Origin of the sequence: Hyphomonas sediminis (assembly GCF_019679475.1) — a bacterium.
Classification (GTDB): Bacteria; Pseudomonadota; Alphaproteobacteria; order Caulobacterales; family Hyphomonadaceae; genus Hyphomonas; species Hyphomonas sediminis.
In genome coordinates this window covers 2,630,984-2,648,729 of the sequence record NZ_JAIEZP010000001.1, presented here as the reverse complement: position 1 = coordinate 2,648,729, position 17,746 = coordinate 2,630,984, and the positions used below count along the sequence as shown (strand labels likewise).

Here is a 17,746-nt window from a genome sequence, read left to right as displayed (position 1 = left end):
GGCGGCGCGTGCGGGTTACGCCCGTTCGGTTTTCTTCACGCCCTGCCAGTAGGCTTCCTGCTCGTCGAGGCTGAGGGACGCAAAGTCGACGCCGGCTTTGGCTGCGGCGGCTTCCATCGCGCGAAAGCGGCGTTCGAACTTCGCATTCGCCCGGCGCAGGGCCTGTTCCGGATCAACCGACAGCCGCCGCGCCAGATTGGCCGCCACGAACAGCAGGTCTCCGATTTCGTCCTCGATGGCATCGGCGTCGCCGCTCGCCATCGCGTCCTTCACTTCGCCGGTTTCTTCTTCCAGCTTGTCGAAGATGTGCGCCGCTTCGGTCCAGTCAAAGCCCGTGCGCGCGGCCCGCTTCTGCAGCTTCTCTGCGCGCAGCAGCGCGGGCAGGGAGAGGGCAACGCCCGCCAGCGCGCTCTTGTCCTCGGCCTTCTTGCTTTTTGCCGCCCGTTCGGCGGCTTTCATCTCTTCCCAGGCGGCAGTCTGGCCATCGGCGTCGCGCCCGTCTGCCGCTTCGAACACATGCGGGTGGCGGCGAATCATCTTGGTGTTGATCGCGTCCACCACGTCGGCCAGTGCAAAGGCGCCGTCTTCTTCCGCCATCCGGCTGTGGAAAATCACCTGGAACAGCAGGTCGCCCAATTCCTCGCGCAGGTCGCTCATGTCGCCGCGCTCGATCGCGTCGGCCACCTCATACGACTCTTCAATCGTGTAGGGCGCGATGGTCGCGAAGGTCTGTTCCAGATCCCAGGGGCAGCCCGTTACCGGCGTGCGCAGGCGCGCCATGATGTCGACCAGAGTGATTAGCGCATTTGCCGCTTCTTCTGGCGTTGATGGGGTAGAGGTCATCCGTCAGCTCCCGCGCTGTGCTGCCTGTCTCCCGTGTTTAGGCCCGCCGCCATGTCCCGCAAGGGCAATACGGCATCTTGCGCCTTGCGCTGTGGCGGTCGGTGGCCCACACCGGTTACCTTAGGGCGCCGGATGCGCCGGCCGCCGGGATAGCAGGTGAGATGAACGACAGGCTTGCACTGATTGGTGTCAATTGGTCCGGCTCCCGGCTGACAGCCTGGGCGTATGATGATGAGGGGGAGGTGCTCTCCTCCGCTGTCATGCATGAGGCCGAACACCTTGCCCCTTCGGAGCTTGTCGCCCGTATTCGTTTTCATGTCGCCGAGTGGCTTGGCGCATGGCCGGAAGTGCCGGTCATCGTGTCCGGCGAAGTGGGCATTCTGTCCCTGGATGGGCGCGAAGAGTCCTCAAACGTACTCAAAATGACACTGCCCGTATCGCTTTCGACACTGTCTGAAAGCCTTCTGCCGCAGGATGGCATGTGGATCGTCCCCTGGGTGCGCCAGACTTATCCCCCGGATATCTCCTGCGGCACCGAGACGGTTCTTGTTGGATTGGATGAGGATCACGCCGCCGTCTGCATCGTTGGCCGGCATACGCGCCACATCACTTTGCAGCATGGCCGCATCACCCGCATGTCGACCGAGATCACGACCGAGTTGCGCGATCTCCTGCTCACCTCCGGCGCCCTGGCGCTGCGCGATGGGGTGGCTCAGCGCTTCGACGCTGCCGTCTTCCGCGAATGGGTCGAGCGCGCGCTCGATATCGCCGAGGCGCCCCCGGTTTTCGCCGTGGAGGCAGCGGTCCTGACCGGCCAGCTTGATCCGGCGCTCAAATCTGCCGCCATCGCGGGCCTGCTGATCGGGCGCGATGTCGCCACTCATTACGATCCGGGCGACGAAGTTCTGCTGGTCGCTGACGATCCGCTGCGCGAGGCTTACGGTCTCGCTTTCGATGCGCTTGGCGCCGATGTCGATGAAATTTCCGCCACCGAAGCACTGCAGGAGGGCCTGTTTGAACTGGCGGACCTTGCAGGCCTTCTCGGCGAGGATTAATCCGCCCCCGTTATCCACAGAGATAGTCTGGTAGTCATGATCCTGTCCCCCGAATGCGTTGCCCCCACCGGCTGTATGCAGGGAGAGGCCCCTCTCTGGAGCCCAACCGAGGGATTCCTCTGGTGGGTCGATGTCCGCCGGGCCAAATTGCATCGCTACAACCCCCGTACTGGCAACACCCGGCGATACGACCTTCCGGTCAAGGCGAGCAGTCTGGCGCTTTATGGTGGTCACCTGCTGATGGCGGCAGATCGCGAAATCGGTTTCTTCGATCCTGCCGACGAAATGTACGAACGCCTCTGCGTTTTGCAGGACGAGCCGGCCACCAACCGCACCAGCGATGGGGGTGTTGCGCCGGATGGTTCCTTCTGGTTCGGCACGATGGATGATGCCGAGCGCGAGCCGAGCGGCGTCTACTATCGCTATGGTGCCGACAAAGCCGTTGCGCAGCTGCGCCTGCCCTCAGTGCTCGTCACCAAGACCATGCAATTCTCGCCCGATGGCCGTACTTTCTACACCTGCGACGCGGCGGAATCGGAGATCCTGGCGTTTGATGTGAACCCGGAAACCGGCGCGCTTTCGGGCCGGCGAACCTTCGCATTCACGCATGAACTGGGCGGTTTGCCTTATGGATCGACCGTGGATAGCGAAGGCGGGCTCTGGGTTTGTCTTCACGGCGCCTCACGCGTAGCGCGGTTTGCGCCGGATGGGGAGCTGGACCGGGTGATCATCCTCGCTGCGCCGTTGCCGACGGGCTGCGCGATCGGCGGCCCGGACATGCGTACCTTGTTCATAACCACTGCCAGAACTGGCCTCAGCTTTCCGCAATTGGACGCGCGCCCCCTTTCAGGAAGCCTGTTTGCCGTAGAAGTAGATGTGCAGGGGCTTGCGCCGCGGGAGTTCGCCAAGCCCTGATTCCTCTGATCAAGGGCAGGTGAGGGCTTGTATCGAAGCGCAACTCCCTTCACATCTGCAGCTATCGGGGGCCCAGAAGGGCAACTCCATGCATATTTGCCGTGGACGTGGACGCCCAAAAGGGCTATCCGCCCGCCTTTCAAGTGAGTGATGATATGGCCGGTAAGGACCAGAAGGAAAAGAAAAAGCGGGTTGGCCCGGTCACGTTCCTGCGCCAGGTGCGCGCGGAAGGTAACAAGGTCTCCTGGACTTCTCGTCAGGAAACGATCCAGGCGACGATCTTCGTCGTCATCATGTCGATCCTGATCGCAATCTTCCTTTTCCTGACCGATACCGTCATAACCCTTTTCGTGAATTTTGTCCGCGGCGTCTGATGACTGCCGAGACACAAGCAGACCTTCCGGAGCGCGTCCGCCTCATGCCTGATGCCAAGTGGTATATCGTCCACGCTTATTCCAACTTCGAAAAGAAGGTGGCTTCCACGATTCGTGAGCAAGCCGAGCGTAAGGGCCTTCTGCACCTGATCGAAGAGATCGAGGTGCCGACAGAAGAGGTTGTCGAGGTCGCGCGTGGTAAGAAAAAGACTGTCGAGAAGCGCTTTTTCCCTGGCTACGTACTGATGAAGGCACAGCTGACGGACGATATCTACCATCTCGTCAAGGATACGCCGAAGGTATCCGGCTTCCTCGGCGCTGAGGGGGGCAAGAAGCCGCTTCCGGTCCGCCAGCGTGAAGTTGATCGTATTCTCGGCCGGTCGGTGGATGTGTCTGCGGAGCGTCCGCGTCCCAAGGTCAGCTTCGAGATTGGCGAACAGGTTCAAGTCAACGACGGCCCGTTCCAGGGCTTCGAAGGTGCTGTCGAGGAAATCGACGAAGCCAATGGCCGCCTGAAAGTCACCGTGTCGATTTTCGGTCGGGGCACTCCGGTCGATCTCGACTTCGATCAGGTTGTGAAGATCTGATCATTTTGCGGCAGGGCGGGTGCTTCAGGGCGCTGCTCGCCGCTTGAAATGAATTTCTTGTGGCTGTATGTCGCCGGAAAGGTTGCCGCCTTAGCTCAGTTGGTTAGAGCGCTAGATTGTGGATCTAGAGGTCCCCCGTTCGAACCGGGGAGGTGGTACCATTCTCTCTGAGCTAAATTGCTCTGCCTTGCGCCCCGGATATCGGCGAAAATTTATCCCAAAAGTAGAAATGATTGCGCATGGTGGATTTCCTGCCTCGGCGCTTGGTTGTCGACTGCCGCCGCAAGATCGTCGCTGAGAGAATCACTCACGTGAATGATGCGTAAGGGCGACTCTCGTCTGCTCTGTGGAATTCGCCCATTTGGCCCAAATAAATCGAACTTGTATGGAACCAAGTCAGATAACCAGCGTTTGTAAATCGCTGTTCAGCGCACGTTAAGAAACCGTGGTTTGACGGCATATGGGACCTGTTGCAAAAGGGTCTCGGTGAGTAGAAATTTCCACCGCAATCGAGTGCAATGGCCTGATTAATACTCGCGGAAGGCGGAAAAAACGTTTAACACCAAAGCATGCGGATGAAACCCGTATGAACCTGCGGCCGAGGACAATCCCGTTTTCGGCACACAAAAGGGGATTAGGTATGAAGAAAACTCTGTTGTGCGCGACTGCCGCGGCCGCTTTCGCGACTGCCGGCGCTACAGCGCACGCCCAGGAAGAAGGCTGGTACGGTCGCGCGGATGCGCAGTTCAGCTTCGACGGCACCCTGGATTATGATGCTCCTACCGGCATCAACGGTACCATGGTTGGAGACGGTTCTGCGTCCGAAACCGGCGGCGCTGACATCGGTCTCGGTTACGCATTTGCCAATGGTCTTCGCCTCGAGGGCGTCCTTGGTCAACGCGGTGGCCCGCTCGATATCCCGTCGGGTATCAATGGCACGCTTCCAGGCGCTACTACCAAGGCAAGCGGCTATGCAAACGTGACCGACCTGATGGTCAACGGTCTTTATGACTTCAACAAAGGCGGCACGATTCGTCCGTACATCGGTCTCGGTGTTGGTGGTGCGCGTGTTGACGCAAAAGCATCCAGCCGGGTGACTAGCGGCGGTAGCGCTCTGAACGGTTTCACCGACAAAGCGACCGGCATTGCTTACCAGGGCCTCCTCGGCGTCGGCTTCAAGCTGTCCGAGCGCATGACCATGGACGTTGGCTACAAGTACTTCACTGTTGAAGATCTGAACTTCGACGGCAAGCACGGTGGCCCGAGCTACGATGCGGACTATCAGGATCACACGGCGACCATCGGTCTGCGGTATTCGTTCGGCGCTCCGCCGCCTCCGCCGCCTCCGCCGCCTCCGCCGCCTCCTCCGCCGCCGCCGCCTCCGCCGCCCCCGCCTCCTCCTCCGCCGCCTCCGCCGCCGGAAGAGACCACTCCGCCTCTGGCCCAGCAGTGCTCTGCGCTCAGCCAGGAGTTCGTGGTTTACTTCGAGTGGGATCGTTCGGATCTGACGAGCCAGGCTTCGGCTGTTATCGATCAGGCTGTGGCGAACATCCGCTCGGTCGAGGGTTGCGCAGCTGGTTCGGTGACCATCATTGGTCACACCGACACCTCGGGTAACGCTACCTACAACCAACGTCTGTCGGTTCGCCGCGCTGATGTGGTTGCAGCAGCTCTTTCCGAGCGCGGCATTGCCAACACGCTGATCTCGAAAGACGGTAAAGGCGAAACGGCACTCGCTAAAGCAACGCTTGACGGTGTTCGCGAGCCTCTGAACCGCCGTTCGGAAGTTACGATCATCGTTCAGTAACGAAGATCGTCATCTGACAGGAAGCGGCCCGGCATTGCGCCGGGCCGTTTTTGTTTTCGCAGGGGAAAGGCGAAGGCTTGCCGCCTGCCTTGAGCTGTGAAACCAAGAGCTATGACAGAACTCAGCCTACTTTCCCGCGAGGATGAGGCAGCGCGTGAGCGCCTCGCCGCGGCCGCCGCCGAAATGATCGCCCGCACCCGCAGCTGGTCGGCGATTAATACCGGCAGTTATAATATCGATGGTCTCAAGACGCTTGCTCCCAAGCTGGCGGATGCCTTTTCCGCGTTGGAAGCAGACGTCGCACTGGTTGAAGGGCCCGGCTTCGACAATGTCGGCGCAGATGGGAAGGTAACCCAGATGCACACCGGACCGATAGTGCAGGTGATTGCGAGACCTACCGCACCGATTCAGGTTGTCCTGTCAGGGCACTACGACACGGTGTTCCCGCCTGAAACATTTGAAACCATCCGCGACCTGGAAAATGGGCAGATCAACGGGCCCGGCATGGCGGACATGAAGGGGGGGCTCAGCCTTATGCTTGAAGCCCTGAAGACATTCGAATCTGGTCCGTTCAAGGAGCGTCTCGGATACCGAATCGTGATGACGCCGGACGAAGAAATCGGAAATTTCGCCAGTTCAGCTGCGCTGACTGACGCGGCGAAGTCCGGTGCGCTAATTGGCATGACCTATGAGCCGGCTATGGAAACGGGCGCAATGTCCGGGGGACGCAAGGGGTCTGCCGTATTTGACATTGTGCTGCATGGCCGCGCCGCGCATGCGGGGCGCGCGAAGGAAGAGGGTCGCAGTGCCATCGAAGCCGCAGCGGAGCTGGTTGTGGGCCTTGAGGGGCTGAACGGTCAGCGCGACGGCGTGACGTTCAATGTCGGCGCAATTGAAGGCGGAAGTCCAGTCAATATCGTGCCGGATCTGGCGGTGGTTCGCTTCGGCGCCCGCGCGCCGGATGCCGATGCTTCTGCCTGGGCGACAAAAGAGGTCGAGCGCCTGTTTGCTCGTGCGGCTGCGCGCGACGGCATTCATGGACATCTGCATGGCGGTTTCTATCGGCCACCGAAGCCTCGTAATTCAGCGCAGCAAGCCTTGTTCGATGCCGTGCATGCCACCGGCCGTGCCATCGGGCTCGACCTTGAGTTTGTTGACACGGGCGGCGTTTGCGAAGGCAACAATATTTTTGCCGCGGGAGTTCCGAACGTTGATACGCTTGGCGTGCGTGGCGGACGTATTCACTCCAACGAAGAGTTCGTGATTGCCGACAGCTTTGCAGAGCGGGCAACGTTGTCTGCGTTGATTCTGAACCGTCTCGCGGATGGACGGATGGATGGCAAGCGTATCAAGGAATTGATGGGACGCTGACCATGACAACTCAGTATGTGATGCGTCCCTCGCGGCTCGACGATCTTGATGCCCTGATGGAACTGGCAGACCTGTCTGGTCCCGGATTTACCAGCCTGCCGGTTGATGAGCCGATCCTGAGAGAGCGCCTGGAGAAATCAGAGCGTGCTTTCCACGGTCGGCAGAAGAATCTTCAGTACGGAAAGTATCTGATGATGATGGAGCATGTGCCGACCGGACAGGTCGTCGGCTGCTCCGCTGTGAAGGCCGGTACAGGCATTGACCAGCCCTTCTTCAACTACCGCATTATCACACTGGCGCAGGCGAGCCATGCGGCAGGCAATCTCCGGTTCGACATGGACGCGCTGGTGCTGACCAACGAATATGTCGGCTACACGGAAGTCGGCACGCTTTTCCTGAAGCCAAACCATCGTGGAGGTGGCGCTGGGCGGTTGGCCGCGCAGTCGCGCTATCTGTTGATGGCGGCGGCGCCAGAACGGTTCAGCGAGAAGGTGCTGGCCGAGCTGCGCGGTGTCGTGGACGATATGGGCGTATCGCCCTTCTGGGAGTGCCTCGGCCGGCATTTCTTCCGGATGGACTTCGCCGAAGCGGACCGGCTTTCGGCGACAACGGATAACCAGTTCATCGTCGATCTGATGCCGCGCTATCCCATCTATGTGGACCTGCTGCCGCCGGAGGCGCGCGAGGTGATCGGCCGCTGCCATTCTGATGGCGTGGGCGCTTACAAGCTGCTGCAATGGGAAGGCTTCGATTTCGATAGGACGGTCGACATCTTTGATGGCGGTCCGCTCGTCTCCGCCCAGAAGCGCCATATTCGGACGATCCAGGAGAGCCGGATTGTCACGGTCGAGGCTGGGGACGTGGAAGGTGATGCCGACGCCCGGCAGGGCCTGTTATCGAGCAACCGCCTGCCAGATTTTCGGGTCTCACTCGGTAAGTTTGTGAGGAAGGGGGAGGACGGAATCGTCGCCTCGCCTGAAGTTCTCGAAGCCCTGCACCTGAAGTCTGGGATGCCGGCGCGCATCTGGGTACGGAGTAAATAATGAATAACGGTGTCTATATCGATGGCAAGTGGCGCTCCGGGAAGGGTGCTGCTTTCGCAAAGCATTGTCCGGCGACCGGTGAAACCAGTTGGGAGGGGGTGGCGGCGGACGCGGCTGATGTCGCCGCGGCGGTAGCATCCTGTCGCGCGGCATTCGCAGTTTGGGCGCGCACCCCCGTTGCGGAACGGATTGCAATTCTGGAACGGTATGCCGACGAAATTGGTAAGCGCGCCGCTCCGATTGCCGAAGCGATCAGCCGTGACATGGGTAAGGCGCTCTGGGATGCGCAGGGCGAAGCGGCGACCATGAAGGCAAAGATTGCCGTTTCGATTGCCGCGATGAAAGAGCGCGCGGGCGAGCGGGAAGAGGCGGCTGCATTTGGTCAGTCGCGCCTGGTTCACAGGCCACACGGCGTAATGGCCGTGTTCGGACCATTCAACTTTCCTGGCCACCTGCCAAACGGCCATATCGTGCCGGCCCTGCTGGCCGGGAACACTTGTGTGTTCAAACCGTCCGAACTTGCTCCATCGGTTGCCGCCCTGATGGCGGATGCGTTTGAGGCGGCCGGTTTGCCGCCGGGATGCCTCAACATCGTTCAGGGCGGGCGCGAGACGGGCGCCGCGCTGATTGATCAACCGATCAACGGCCTCGCGTTTACGGGTTCGGCGAGCACAGGTGTGTTCTTCCACAAACATTTCGCCGGCCGTCCGGAAGTGATGCTGGCGCTGGAAATGGGCGGCAACAATCCGCTGATCATCTGGGATCCAGTCGATGTAGATGCGGCAGCGGACATCGCAGCCCAATCTGCGTACCTTACGACTGGTCAGCGGTGTTCCTGCGCACGGCGCGTCATTCTTCCAGAGGGCGCGTTCGGGGATGCTGTTGTGGATGCAATCGCTGCGCGCGCCGGGGGGCTCCGCATCGGTGCGTGGAACGAACCGGATATTTTCATGGGGCCGCTGGTGTCGAATCATGCGGCGGATCAGGCGGTCAGGTTCCACGAAATGCTGCTGGCAAAAGGTGGCCGCTCGATCCTTCCGCTGGCGGCGGGCGAGCAGGGCGGCGGCTTCGTGACGCCCGGTATCGTCGATGTGACAAATGCGACGGGTGTTCCGGATGAGGAGTTGTTTGGTCCGCTCGTTCAAATCTACCGGACAAAGACTTTCGAAGGTGCGCTGACCGTCGCAAACAATACGAAATATGGCCTCTCTGGTGGGCTCGTCAGTGACGATGATGCGCTCTGGGAAACGGCATTCTCCGAAATGCGCGCGGGTATTCTGAACCGGAACCGGCCAACAGTCGGCGCAAGCGGGGCCATGCCTTTCGGCGGTCCCGGTCTGTCCGGAAATTTCCGCCCGGGGGCATATTACGCGGCGGACTATTGCGCCTGGCCGCAGGCGAGCCAGCTCTCATCCAAAGCCGCGCGCATGTCTGCGCCTGGTTTTCCGGCCTGAAGGGAACGACATGGATAACTCTGCTCAGATCGACTATTGGAATGGCCCGGCCGGTCAGAAATGGGTGCGCGATGCGGACCGTATGGATGTGATGCTGTCGCCCTTCGCCGAGGCGGTCATCTCGCGGATCGCGCCAAAGCCTGGCCAAAGCGTGATCGACATCGGCTGTGGTGCTGGCGCCCTTTCGCTGAACCTGGCCGCTTCGTCTGTAAACGTTGCGGTTACAGGTGTTGATATTTCAGAGCCTCTGCTGGCGGTCGCTCGGGCCCGCGCGGCGGCGGTCGGCGCAAAGGCCACGTTCGTGAATGGAGACGCTGCTGTCTGGAAGCCGGAAGTGCTCGCAGATTTTGCGATCTCCCGCTTCGGTGTCATGTTCTTCGCGGATCCTGTGGCGGCGTTCGCCAATATCCGGAAATCCCTTCACAAGGACGGACGGATTGCTTTTGCCTGTTGGCGGTCGCTTCAGGAGAATGCCTGGGCGTTGACGCCGCTGCAGGCTGCCTTGCCGCTGTTGTCCGAAGCGCCGATGCCGCCTCCGCCGGGAACTCCCGGCCCGTTTGCATTTGCGGATAAGGAATATATCGAGCGTATACTGATGGAAAGCGGATGGTTAGACATCCGTATTGCCCCGTGGGATGGGTCACTCACTTTGCCGGGCGCGTCCGTTGCTGAATCAGCGCAGTTTATGCTGGAGATGGGGCCCTTGGCGCGTGCCATTTCCGATAGCGCGCTCGATTTGGCGTCTATCAAGGCGGCTGTCGAAGTCAGGTTGAAGGAACTCGCCGGGCCTGATGGCCGGGTTCATCTTGCTGCCGCAGCGTGGATCGTTGAGGCCGTCGCATGAAGCCTGCCGTGGAGGTGAATTTCGATGGCTTGATCGGACCAAGCCATAATTATGGCGGCCTGTCGGATGGCAATCTGGCGAGCGCGCGCAATTCCGGCGATGTGTCGAATCCCCGCGAAGCGGCGGTGCAGGGGCTGGAGAAGATGCGATCCCTCGTTCGCGCGGGCCTGGTGCAGGGCGTCCTGCCGCCCTTGCCACGGCCAAACTTTGACCTGCTCGTTTCCGCAGGCTTCACAGGAAGCGACACGCAGATCATCGAGGCAGCGGCCCGTCAGGCGCCGCGGCTTCTCAAGGCGGCCTATTCCGCCAGCTCCATGTGGACGGCAAATGCGGCCACCGTCTCTCCGTCTGCGGACACATCTGACGGATTGCTGCATTTCACGCCGGCCAACTTGTCCACGATGCTTCACCGTAGCCTTGAGCATCCGGACACGACCGCGAGCCTCATTTCGATTTTCGCCGGAGATCATCGGTTCGCCGTGCACGCAGCGCTACCGGCGCATCCGGATTTTTCTGATGAGGGCGCAGCCAATCATGTCCGCCTGTGCGCGGAGCATGGCGCCAGGGGTGTGGAGCTTTTTGTTTATGGGCGCGACGCCGCAGAATCCGTCGCGGGCTTTCCGGCCCGGCAAACGCGGCTCGCGGCCGAGTCCGTTGCCCGCAGCCATGGCCTCGATCCGGCCCGCACGGTTATCGTCCGCCAGGCCAAGCGTGCGATTGAGGCGGGCGCCTTCCACAATGACGTGGTCTGCGTTGGCGCGCTCGATACACTGTTTTTCCACGAAGCCGCTTTTGAAGATACTGCCGCGACCCTGGAAGCGCTGCGCCGCGCTGGCGATGGTCTGTTTGACCTGAAGCCCGTTATGGTTCCCGAGGCGGAAGTTCCGCTCGAAGATGCGATCCGGTCCTATCTCTTCAATTCCCAGCTTCTGCAGTTCCCGGACGAAGACCGACTGGTTCTTGTCGCGCCATTGGAGGCGAAGGAAACAGCGTCCACCGCGCGCTTCTGCGAGCAAATGGTTGCGGGCAATGGCCCCATTGGGCGGGTAGAGTTTGTCGATGTCCGCCAGTCTATGCGCAATGGCGGTGGTCCCGCCTGCCTGCGCCTGCGCGTGGTGATGACGGAGGATGAGCTGGCCGAATGCCATTCCGGCGTCATCCTTGATGAAGAACTGATCGACGAATTGCAGGCCGCCGTACGCCGCACTTACCGCGACCGCCTTTCACCGGAAGATCTCGCAGATCCGTCATTCGCCGATGAGTGCCGCGTGGCGCGCGAGGAACTTCTGAAAATTCTTGAGCTGGAGGATCTGGCGTGATCCGTCTCTATGATTACTGGCGGTCTTCGGCTGCTTACCGGGTTCGCATCGCGCTCAATCTCAAAGGCGCGGACTACAGCCTTATCCCGGTCAACATCCTCGGCGGTGTCGATGAGCAGAAGACGGACGAATACCGCCGTGTGAACCCCCAGATGCGTGTGCCTTCGATCGAGGTCGACGGCCGCGTTGCCGGTCAGTCGATGGCGATCATCGAGTGGATCGACGAAGCTCTACCGGGGCCGGCGCTGTTGCCGGCAGATCCCTGGCAGCGCCTGCAAGTGCGTGCTTTCGCGGATGTCATCGCTTGCGATATTCACCCGCTGAACAACCTCAGCCCGCTCGGATACCTCCGCAAGAAATTTGGCGCAGACGAGGCGGCGGTGAACCGTTGGTATGCCGAATGGATTGTGCGTGGGTTCACGGCGCTGGAAGAATCTGTGGCTGGCTCTGAAAACAGCAGGTTCCTGTTCGGCGATACGCCCGGCCTCGCAGAGATCGCCCTGATCCCGCAAATGGCCAATGCGCGCCGCTTCAAGGTCGGACTGGACAGATTCCCGCGCCTGCTGGCTATTGATGCCGCCTGCGGCGAGCTTGAAGCGTTTCAGCGCGCCGCACCGGAAAATCAGCCTGCGGCCAAAGCGTCCTAGTCGTCGGTCTGGCCGGGGCGGCGGATGTCGATAATTTCGATCTCCTCCAGGTCGCCCAGCGGTTCGGCGAGCTTCGGCGCGCTGCCATGCAGCCATTCTGCGAAGCCATCGATGACGGGACCGCCCATCGGCTCGCCTTCCTGTGTCTTGATCACCCATTCGCCGTCTTGTTTGCCGATCTCCACTGCTGCGGCGCAGATTTCACCGGCGCCAAACCGGTCGGAGCAAATGCTGGCGGGGTTTACGCCTGGAGCGAACGGAGCAACCTGACCGTCTAGAAGCAAAACGCCGCCAAACCGTGCGCGTACCATCGGGTCGGCGTTGATCAACGGCACGGTGCTGGGTGGCAGTGGCAGGTTCGACGCAATGACGAAGGCCCGCCCATGGTTGTTTTCCTCCAGATACTGCTGAAGGGCTTCGGCGGCATCGTCTCCAAAGTGCTGCTTCCGCAGCTTGGGCGCATACACCGGTCCGATAGCGCTCAGCGCTGCAGCGACTTCTTCGGGCTTGCGTTTGGTGTCCGTTGTCAGCTGGACAACATCTATGGCCCAGCCGTCTTCCCAAACCGCAGCGGGCTCCTCGGTGGGTTTCACGTCCCAGCTTTCGGCTAGTGAGTAGTTGTAGGGGGGCAGGTGGACGGGTTCGGGCTCGGGAGTGGGATAGAGTTTCCACGCGGCAATGCCGCCAGCGACAACAACAGCTGCGCCAATTCCGATGAGTAGAGCCCTGTTCATTCACAACCTCGCTGGTTTAGCGGGCTGCGGTGCGAAGTCCCGAATAGCCCGGCTGATCGACAGACAATTGGTCAATTGTGGTCGATTTTAGGTGGGTCAACAGGCCTGGGCTTGCCAGGTCAAGCTTTCCGGCGCGGATTTCCTCACAAAGTGCCTGGTTGAGCGCGCCGACATTGGTCTCATCCGACTTCAGAAGAGCTTGCAGCCGCTCCCGTTCGCGGGCTTCGGCGGCGGGGCGCTGCTCCATCTCACGCAGCACTGTCGCGAGCGCATTGGAGGCCACCCGCGCGTGGAAGGCTGCGTGGCCTTGCAGTTGCACCATGGCGGTCTTGTCGAGGAAGGATTTGACTGCCTCGATCAGTTCCTTGGCGGAAGGCGCGTCATGCATGGCGTTCAAGTCCCTCGAACAGGTTGATGAGATCAATCTCGTTTTCCGACACGCGCCGGCCAATGGCGGCCCGCTCGACGCTGGGGTCAGCGCCTGTCTTGAAGGCGCCATACATGGTCATGCACATCACGCCCCATTTCAGGCTGCCCATGATCTCCCACCAGTCGATGTCGGCTGGGCGATAGCGTGCGCCTCCGGCGGCGGCGTAGGCGTCCAGCAGGTCGCCCAGATCGCCAAAGCCGCCGACGCGGTTTTCCGTCTGGCCAAAGCGCCAGGAGTTCACGCAAAGCCAGGCGATGTCTTCGCGCGGATCGCCAATATGGGCGAGTTCCCAGTCGAGCACAGCGCCCAGGCCGTTCGCGTCCACGATCAGGTTACCGAGCCGGAAATCTCCATGCACAAGCACGGGTTTTGCCGGTTCAGGTTCATTTGCCTTTAGCCAGGCGAAGGCGACTTCGAAGACCGGGCGAGGCAGCCCAAATTCGCGGTAGACCGCCTCATATTTATCGATCTGATTGCGTCCCAGGCTGGTTGGAAGCTCGGGAAGGTTCTCAAGCGGCACGGAATGAATACCCGCGAGCGCTTCGCCGCAATGCTGTGTCAGGCGGCTTCGCGCGGTCTCGAACTCTGCATCGCGGAGAATCTTCCGGCCGAGAGTTTCCCCGTCGATGCGTTTCATGATGAAAGCTTCACCAAGCAGGCTGCCGGGGGCAGAGACGTGCCGCACGCCGGGCACGCGGACGCCAGCCTTGTCCGTCGCGGCGAGTAGCGCCGCTTCTGTAGCAAGTGTGACTGCTTCAGAGCCGCGCGGCGCGGAAACACCGCCCGGCGCGCGACGTAGAATCAGCGGTTCGCTCTTCTCGTTGGCATTGACTTCAAACGCCCAGGTTTCCTGGCTCGCGCCCCCCGAGAGACGGCGCAGGCCTGCAATCGCGGCGGGTGCGCCATAATGCTCTCTGGCCCATTCAGTGAGGGCCTTTTCTATATCGTTTGCGGTTCCCATCTTCGCCACAATTACGCGGAAGAAGGGGCGCGCCAAGCGGTCACCCTGAGGAAGGCCGCAACGTCACAGGGGCTATTGAATGTCGGATAACGAAAAACCTGATTACGGGATCGTCGCTGTGGAGACGCCTCCCAAACAGGGTATTCTGGGATGGCTGCGTGCCCGGTTTGTTGCCGGCATGCTGATCGCCCTGCCGATCGTAGCTACATTCGTGATCCTGCAGTTCCTCATCAACTTCATCGACAGCCGCGTCGTGCCGCTGCTGCCGCCCAGCCTGCGTCCGGAAACCTATCTGGACTATGCGGTTCCTGGCTTTGGCCTGTTGATCCTGCTGGTGTTCCTCACCTTCGTGGGCGCAATCGCCACCAACTTTCTCGGAAAGTTCCTCGTGAACCTGACGGACCGCGTGCTGACGCGCGTGCCAGTCGTCCGCTCTGTCTACTCGGTCTTCAAGCAGATCCGCGATGTCTTCCAGAACAATACGGCTGGCCAGTACAAGGAAGTCGCGATGGTAGAATATCCGCGCGCGGGCAGCTGGGTGATCGGCTTCGTTGCCGGGCCTGTGAAAGGCGAACTGCGCCAGCGCCTTGGCGAGGATTATATCGGCATCTTCGTGCCGACGACGCCGAACCCGACCTCCGGCTTCCTGCTGTATGTGGCCGAAGAGAAAGTCATGCGCCTGAACATGACGGTGGAAGAAGGCGCCAAGATCATCTTCTCTGGCGGCCTTGTGGTGCCGGATTTCCCGCAGGCTGCGCCTGAAAGCATGCCGGTCGGCAAATAGATCGTCAGGAGTCCGTGTCGGCGCCCTGCGCAACGCGGGGCGTCAGCAGCTCGCGCGCCATGCGCAAGGCCTGCCAACGCTCGCTCTTGTGCTCCGGGTCGCTCGCCAGCACGGCTTCGGCGTCCTTGCGGGCGATCTCCAGCAGCGGGGCATGTTTTGCCAGGTCGATCACGCGATAGTCCGTCGCCCCGGCCTGACGCACGCCCAGCACATCGCCCGCGCCGCGCAGGCGGAAATCTGCCTCAGCGATTTCAAAGCCGTCTTCCGTGCGCCGCAGCGTGTCCAGCCGCTCATGCGCCGTTTCGCCAAGCGGCGGGCGGTAGAGCAGGATGCAGAAGGCAGGCTTGTCGCCCCGGCCAACGCGCCCGCGCAGCTGGTGCAGCTGGGCGAGGCCAAAGCCTTCGGCGCGCTCGATCACCATGATTGTCGCTTCCGGCACGTCGACCCCCACCTCGATCACAGTCGTCGCCACGAGAATGCGCGTGCGTCCGGTGCGGAAGTCTTCCAGGGCGGTGTCCTTCTCGGCGGGCTTGAGCCGCCCATGCACCAGCCCGGCCTGCACGCCCAGCTCGTCCTCAAGCATGGCGTGGCGTGCAACCGCGGAGGAGTCGTCGTCATCAATGTCCACGCGCGGGCAAACCCAGAAGGCGCGCTCCCCGCGCTGAAGGGCGCGGCCGATGGCTTCGACCACATCTTCCAGCCGCGTATCGGGCACAGCGCGCGTTTCCACAGGTTTTCGGCCGGGCGGCTTCTCATCGAGGATCGAAACGTCGAGATCGCCATGAACCGTCTGCGCCAGTGTGCGCGGGATGGGGGTCGCGCTCATCACCAGCATGTGCGGGCTGTCGCCCTTAGTGGCGAGCTTCATCCGGTCCGAAACGCCGAAGCGGTGTTGTTCGTCCACAATGATCAGGCCGAGGCTGCGGAAGTTCACAGCCTCCTGAAATAGTGCGTGCGTGCCCGCAACGATCTGGATCGAGCCATCTTCCAGCCCCATCAGCGTCGCTTCGCGGGCGCTGCCACGGTCGCGGCCAGAGAGGGAGGCGACTGTGTAGCCGAGCGGCGAGAGCAGGGCGTCCAGCGTGTCGAATTGCTGGCGGGCCAGCACTTCAGTCGGCGCCATGAAGGCAGACTGGAAGCCCGCGGCAGCCGCCTCGACGGCGGCAAAGGCCGCCACCAGCGTCTTGCCCGCGCCGACATCGCCCTGCAGCAGGCGCCGCATAGGATAGCCGCGCGTCATGTCGGAACTGATATCGGCGGCGGCCCGCATCTGCGCGCCTGTCGGGCGATAGGGCAGCTTGTCGATCAGGCGGTTCACGGCGCTCGGCGGCGCCTTGATGATCGGGGCAGGCCGCTGGCGGCGGGCGGCGCGGGCGAGGGCGAAGGCCGATTCGCGGGCGAGCGCTTCGTCATAGGCCAGCCGTTCCCGCGCCAGGGCGAAGCGATCTTCGTCATAAGCGGGCGGATCATGCAGCCAGACGAGCGCCTCTCGGAAGCTCGGCCAGCCCTTCTGGGCGATCAGATGCTTGTCCGCCCATTCGGGCAGGTCTTCCGGAACGTGCTGCAGCGCCTGCAGGGCCAGCGTGTGGACCCGGCGGTTCGTCAGGCCGGCGGTGAGGGGGTAGATCGGCTCGACAGTGGGCGGCGTTTCACCCTTCGCGGGGTCGATCACGAAGTCAGGATGGGTGATCTGGCGCTCGCCGCGATACTCTTCCACCTTGCCCGAAACGATGCGCATGGCGCCCACCGGGAACTGGGATTTCATCCAGCGCGGATCGGCGCGGAAGAAGGCAAGCGTCAAAAATCCACTTGAATCAACGAGCTGCACCCTGTGCGGGGATCGATCATTGAATGGCTGGTGGTAGGCGTGCACCTCGCCCTGAACCGTGGCGATCTCACCGGGCACGGTGTCAGCGAAGCTTTCGCGCACGCGCCGGTCCAGCCAGCGATCAGGCAGGTGGAGCAGCAGATCCCACACGAACTTGCCATCCACCAGCTTCTGCAGCAGCGGCGTCAGCTTCGGGCCAACGCCCGAGAGCGTTTCAAGCCGTTCAAACAGGGGATTCAGTCGCTCGTCACGCATCGGGGGGAGTTTAGGCGGCTGGGCGGCGCGGAACAATCTGCGGCGTTTCAATTGCCTTTCGCCAGCAGCGAAACTAGGTGGATAGCCGCGCGCCTGTCCCGTGGATAAGTGCCGAAAAAACTCCAACCGTTCCTCCAACGAGCGGCCATTTTCCTCCAAGGAAACTCCAACGGCGTTGGAGTTTTTCTGCCCGCAGAAGGACCAGAGGCGTCATGGAAGACTCTCGCCGCAGCAAGCTCAAATTCCGCGCCTGGCGCCGGGGCTTCCGGGAGCTGGACCTCCTCATCGGCAGCTTTGCCGACGCGCATCTTGATTCGCTGGACGAGGCCGGGCTCGACGAGTTCGAACGCCTGCTCGACGTGGCCGACTGGGAAATGTTTGCCTGGCTTGTGAGCCGGGAGCCTGTTCCGGCCAACTATCAGGGTCCGGTGCTGGACCAGCTGATCGCCTTCCGCTACGCCCCACGCGGTGGTTGATCCATCCGGGCGGCCACCC

At 61.7% G+C, this 17,746-nt stretch carries 18 protein-coding genes and 1 tRNA gene; 14 read left to right on the top strand and 5 right to left on the bottom strand.

The features are described 5' to 3' along the window. Nucleotides 1-15: 15 nt before the first annotated feature. Nucleotides 16-843, bottom strand: a complete 828-nt coding sequence (gene mazG / locus K1X12_RS13020; protein WP_220987998.1) for a nucleoside triphosphate pyrophosphohydrolase — start codon at nt 841-843, stop codon at nt 16-18. 161 nt (nt 844-1,004) lie between these two features. Between mazG and K1X12_RS13015 the strand changes: the two genes are divergently transcribed. The 12 genes from K1X12_RS13015 to maiA all read left to right on the top strand — a co-directional run bounded on the left by K1X12_RS13015 (nt 1,005) and on the right by maiA (nt 12,259). After that, nucleotides 1,005-1,898 carry a 2-dehydro-3-deoxygalactonokinase gene (locus K1X12_RS13015; RefSeq protein WP_220987997.1) on the top strand — a complete coding sequence of 298 codons (894 nt, stop codon included), beginning with the start codon at nt 1,005-1,007 and terminating at the stop codon, nt 1,896-1,898. 36 nt (nt 1,899-1,934) lie between these two features. Then, nucleotides 1,935-2,813: an SMP-30/gluconolactonase/LRE family protein gene (locus K1X12_RS13010; RefSeq protein WP_220987996.1), complete on the top strand. Its 879-nt coding sequence runs from the start codon at nt 1,935-1,937 to the stop codon at nt 2,811-2,813. A 155-nt stretch (nt 2,814-2,968) separates the two neighbouring features. Then, entirely contained in the window at nt 2,969-3,187 is a 219-nt protein-coding gene (gene secE, locus K1X12_RS13005) for a preprotein translocase subunit SecE (protein ID WP_220987995.1), read from the top strand. Nucleotides 3,188-3,231: 44 nt separating this feature from the next. Next, nucleotides 3,232-3,774, top strand: coding sequence for a transcription termination/antitermination protein NusG (nusG, locus tag K1X12_RS13000; RefSeq protein ID WP_220987994.1), 543 nt, complete (start codon nt 3,232-3,234; stop codon nt 3,772-3,774). Between the two features lie 84 nt (nt 3,775-3,858). Continuing rightward, nucleotides 3,859-3,935 (top strand) — tRNA-His (locus K1X12_RS12995). 479 nt (nt 3,936-4,414) lie between these two features. Continuing rightward, the gene (locus K1X12_RS12990; protein WP_220987993.1) at nt 4,415-5,581 is read left to right on the top strand and encodes an OmpA family protein; all 1,167 of its coding nucleotides are present in this window, start codon (nt 4,415-4,417) and stop codon (nt 5,579-5,581) included. Between the two features lie 111 nt (nt 5,582-5,692). Continuing rightward, nucleotides 5,693-6,952 (top strand): hydrolase, encoded by a 1,260-nt coding sequence (locus K1X12_RS12985; RefSeq protein ID WP_220987992.1) that lies wholly within the window; start codon nt 5,693-5,695, stop codon nt 6,950-6,952. Between the two features lie 2 nt (nt 6,953-6,954). Next, on the top strand, nt 6,955-7,995 hold the full coding sequence (locus tag K1X12_RS12980) for an arginine N-succinyltransferase (RefSeq protein WP_220987991.1): 1,041 nt from the start codon (nt 6,955-6,957) through the stop codon (nt 7,993-7,995). Further along, complete coding sequence (gene astD / locus K1X12_RS12975; RefSeq protein ID WP_220987990.1) at nt 7,995-9,449, top strand: succinylglutamate-semialdehyde dehydrogenase; 1,455 nt, start codon at nt 7,995-7,997, stop codon at nt 9,447-9,449. The genes K1X12_RS12980 and astD overlap by 1 nt, the downstream gene beginning before the upstream one ends. Nucleotides 9,450-9,459: 10 nt before the next feature. Next, entirely contained in the window at nt 9,460-10,293 is an 834-nt protein-coding gene (locus K1X12_RS12970; protein WP_220987989.1) for a class I SAM-dependent methyltransferase, read from the top strand. After that, complete coding sequence (gene astB / locus K1X12_RS12965) at nt 10,290-11,612, top strand: N-succinylarginine dihydrolase (RefSeq protein WP_220987988.1); 1,323 nt, start codon at nt 10,290-10,292, stop codon at nt 11,610-11,612. The genes K1X12_RS12970 and astB overlap by 4 nt, the downstream gene beginning before the upstream one ends. After that, nucleotides 11,612-12,259, top strand: coding sequence for a maleylacetoacetate isomerase (maiA, locus tag K1X12_RS12960; protein WP_369426169.1), 648 nt, complete (start codon nt 11,612-11,614; stop codon nt 12,257-12,259). Before astB ends, maiA begins: the two co-directional genes overlap by 1 nt. Here the strand turns inward: maiA and K1X12_RS12955 are convergent. The 3 genes from K1X12_RS12955 to K1X12_RS12945 are packed head-to-tail and all read right to left on the bottom strand — an operon-like array spanning nt 12,256 to nt 14,420. After that, nucleotides 12,256-12,993, bottom strand: coding sequence for a hypothetical protein (locus K1X12_RS12955; protein ID WP_220987986.1), 738 nt, complete (start codon nt 12,991-12,993; stop codon nt 12,256-12,258). The genes maiA and K1X12_RS12955 overlap by 4 nt on opposite strands. A gap of 16 nt (nt 12,994-13,009) precedes the next feature. Further along, on the bottom strand, nt 13,010-13,381 hold the full coding sequence (locus K1X12_RS12950) for a DUF6285 domain-containing protein (RefSeq protein ID WP_220987985.1): 372 nt from the start codon (nt 13,379-13,381) through the stop codon (nt 13,010-13,012). Continuing rightward, complete coding sequence (locus K1X12_RS12945) at nt 13,374-14,420, bottom strand: phosphotransferase family protein (protein ID WP_225907976.1); 1,047 nt, start codon at nt 14,418-14,420, stop codon at nt 13,374-13,376. Before K1X12_RS12945 ends, K1X12_RS12950 begins: the two co-directional genes overlap by 8 nt. A gap of 43 nt (nt 14,421-14,463) precedes the next feature. On the opposite strand from K1X12_RS12945, the gene K1X12_RS12940 reads away from it, so the two are divergent. Next, entirely contained in the window at nt 14,464-15,168 is a 705-nt protein-coding gene (locus tag K1X12_RS12940) for a DUF502 domain-containing protein (protein ID WP_220987984.1), read from the top strand. 4 nt (nt 15,169-15,172) lie between these two features. Here K1X12_RS12940 and recG read toward each other — a convergent pair whose 3' ends face one another. Beyond that, on the bottom strand, nt 15,173-17,251 hold the full coding sequence (gene recG, locus K1X12_RS12935; RefSeq protein WP_220987983.1) for an ATP-dependent DNA helicase RecG: 2,079 nt from the start codon (nt 17,249-17,251) through the stop codon (nt 15,173-15,175). A gap of 212 nt (nt 17,252-17,463) precedes the next feature. Here recG and K1X12_RS12930 point away from each other — a divergent pair, with 212 nt between their 5' ends. Continuing rightward, nucleotides 17,464-17,727 carry an FAD assembly factor SdhE gene (locus K1X12_RS12930; RefSeq protein ID WP_220987982.1) on the top strand — a complete coding sequence of 88 codons (264 nt, stop codon included), beginning with the start codon at nt 17,464-17,466 and terminating at the stop codon, nt 17,725-17,727. Nucleotides 17,728-17,746 lie beyond the last annotated feature (19 nt).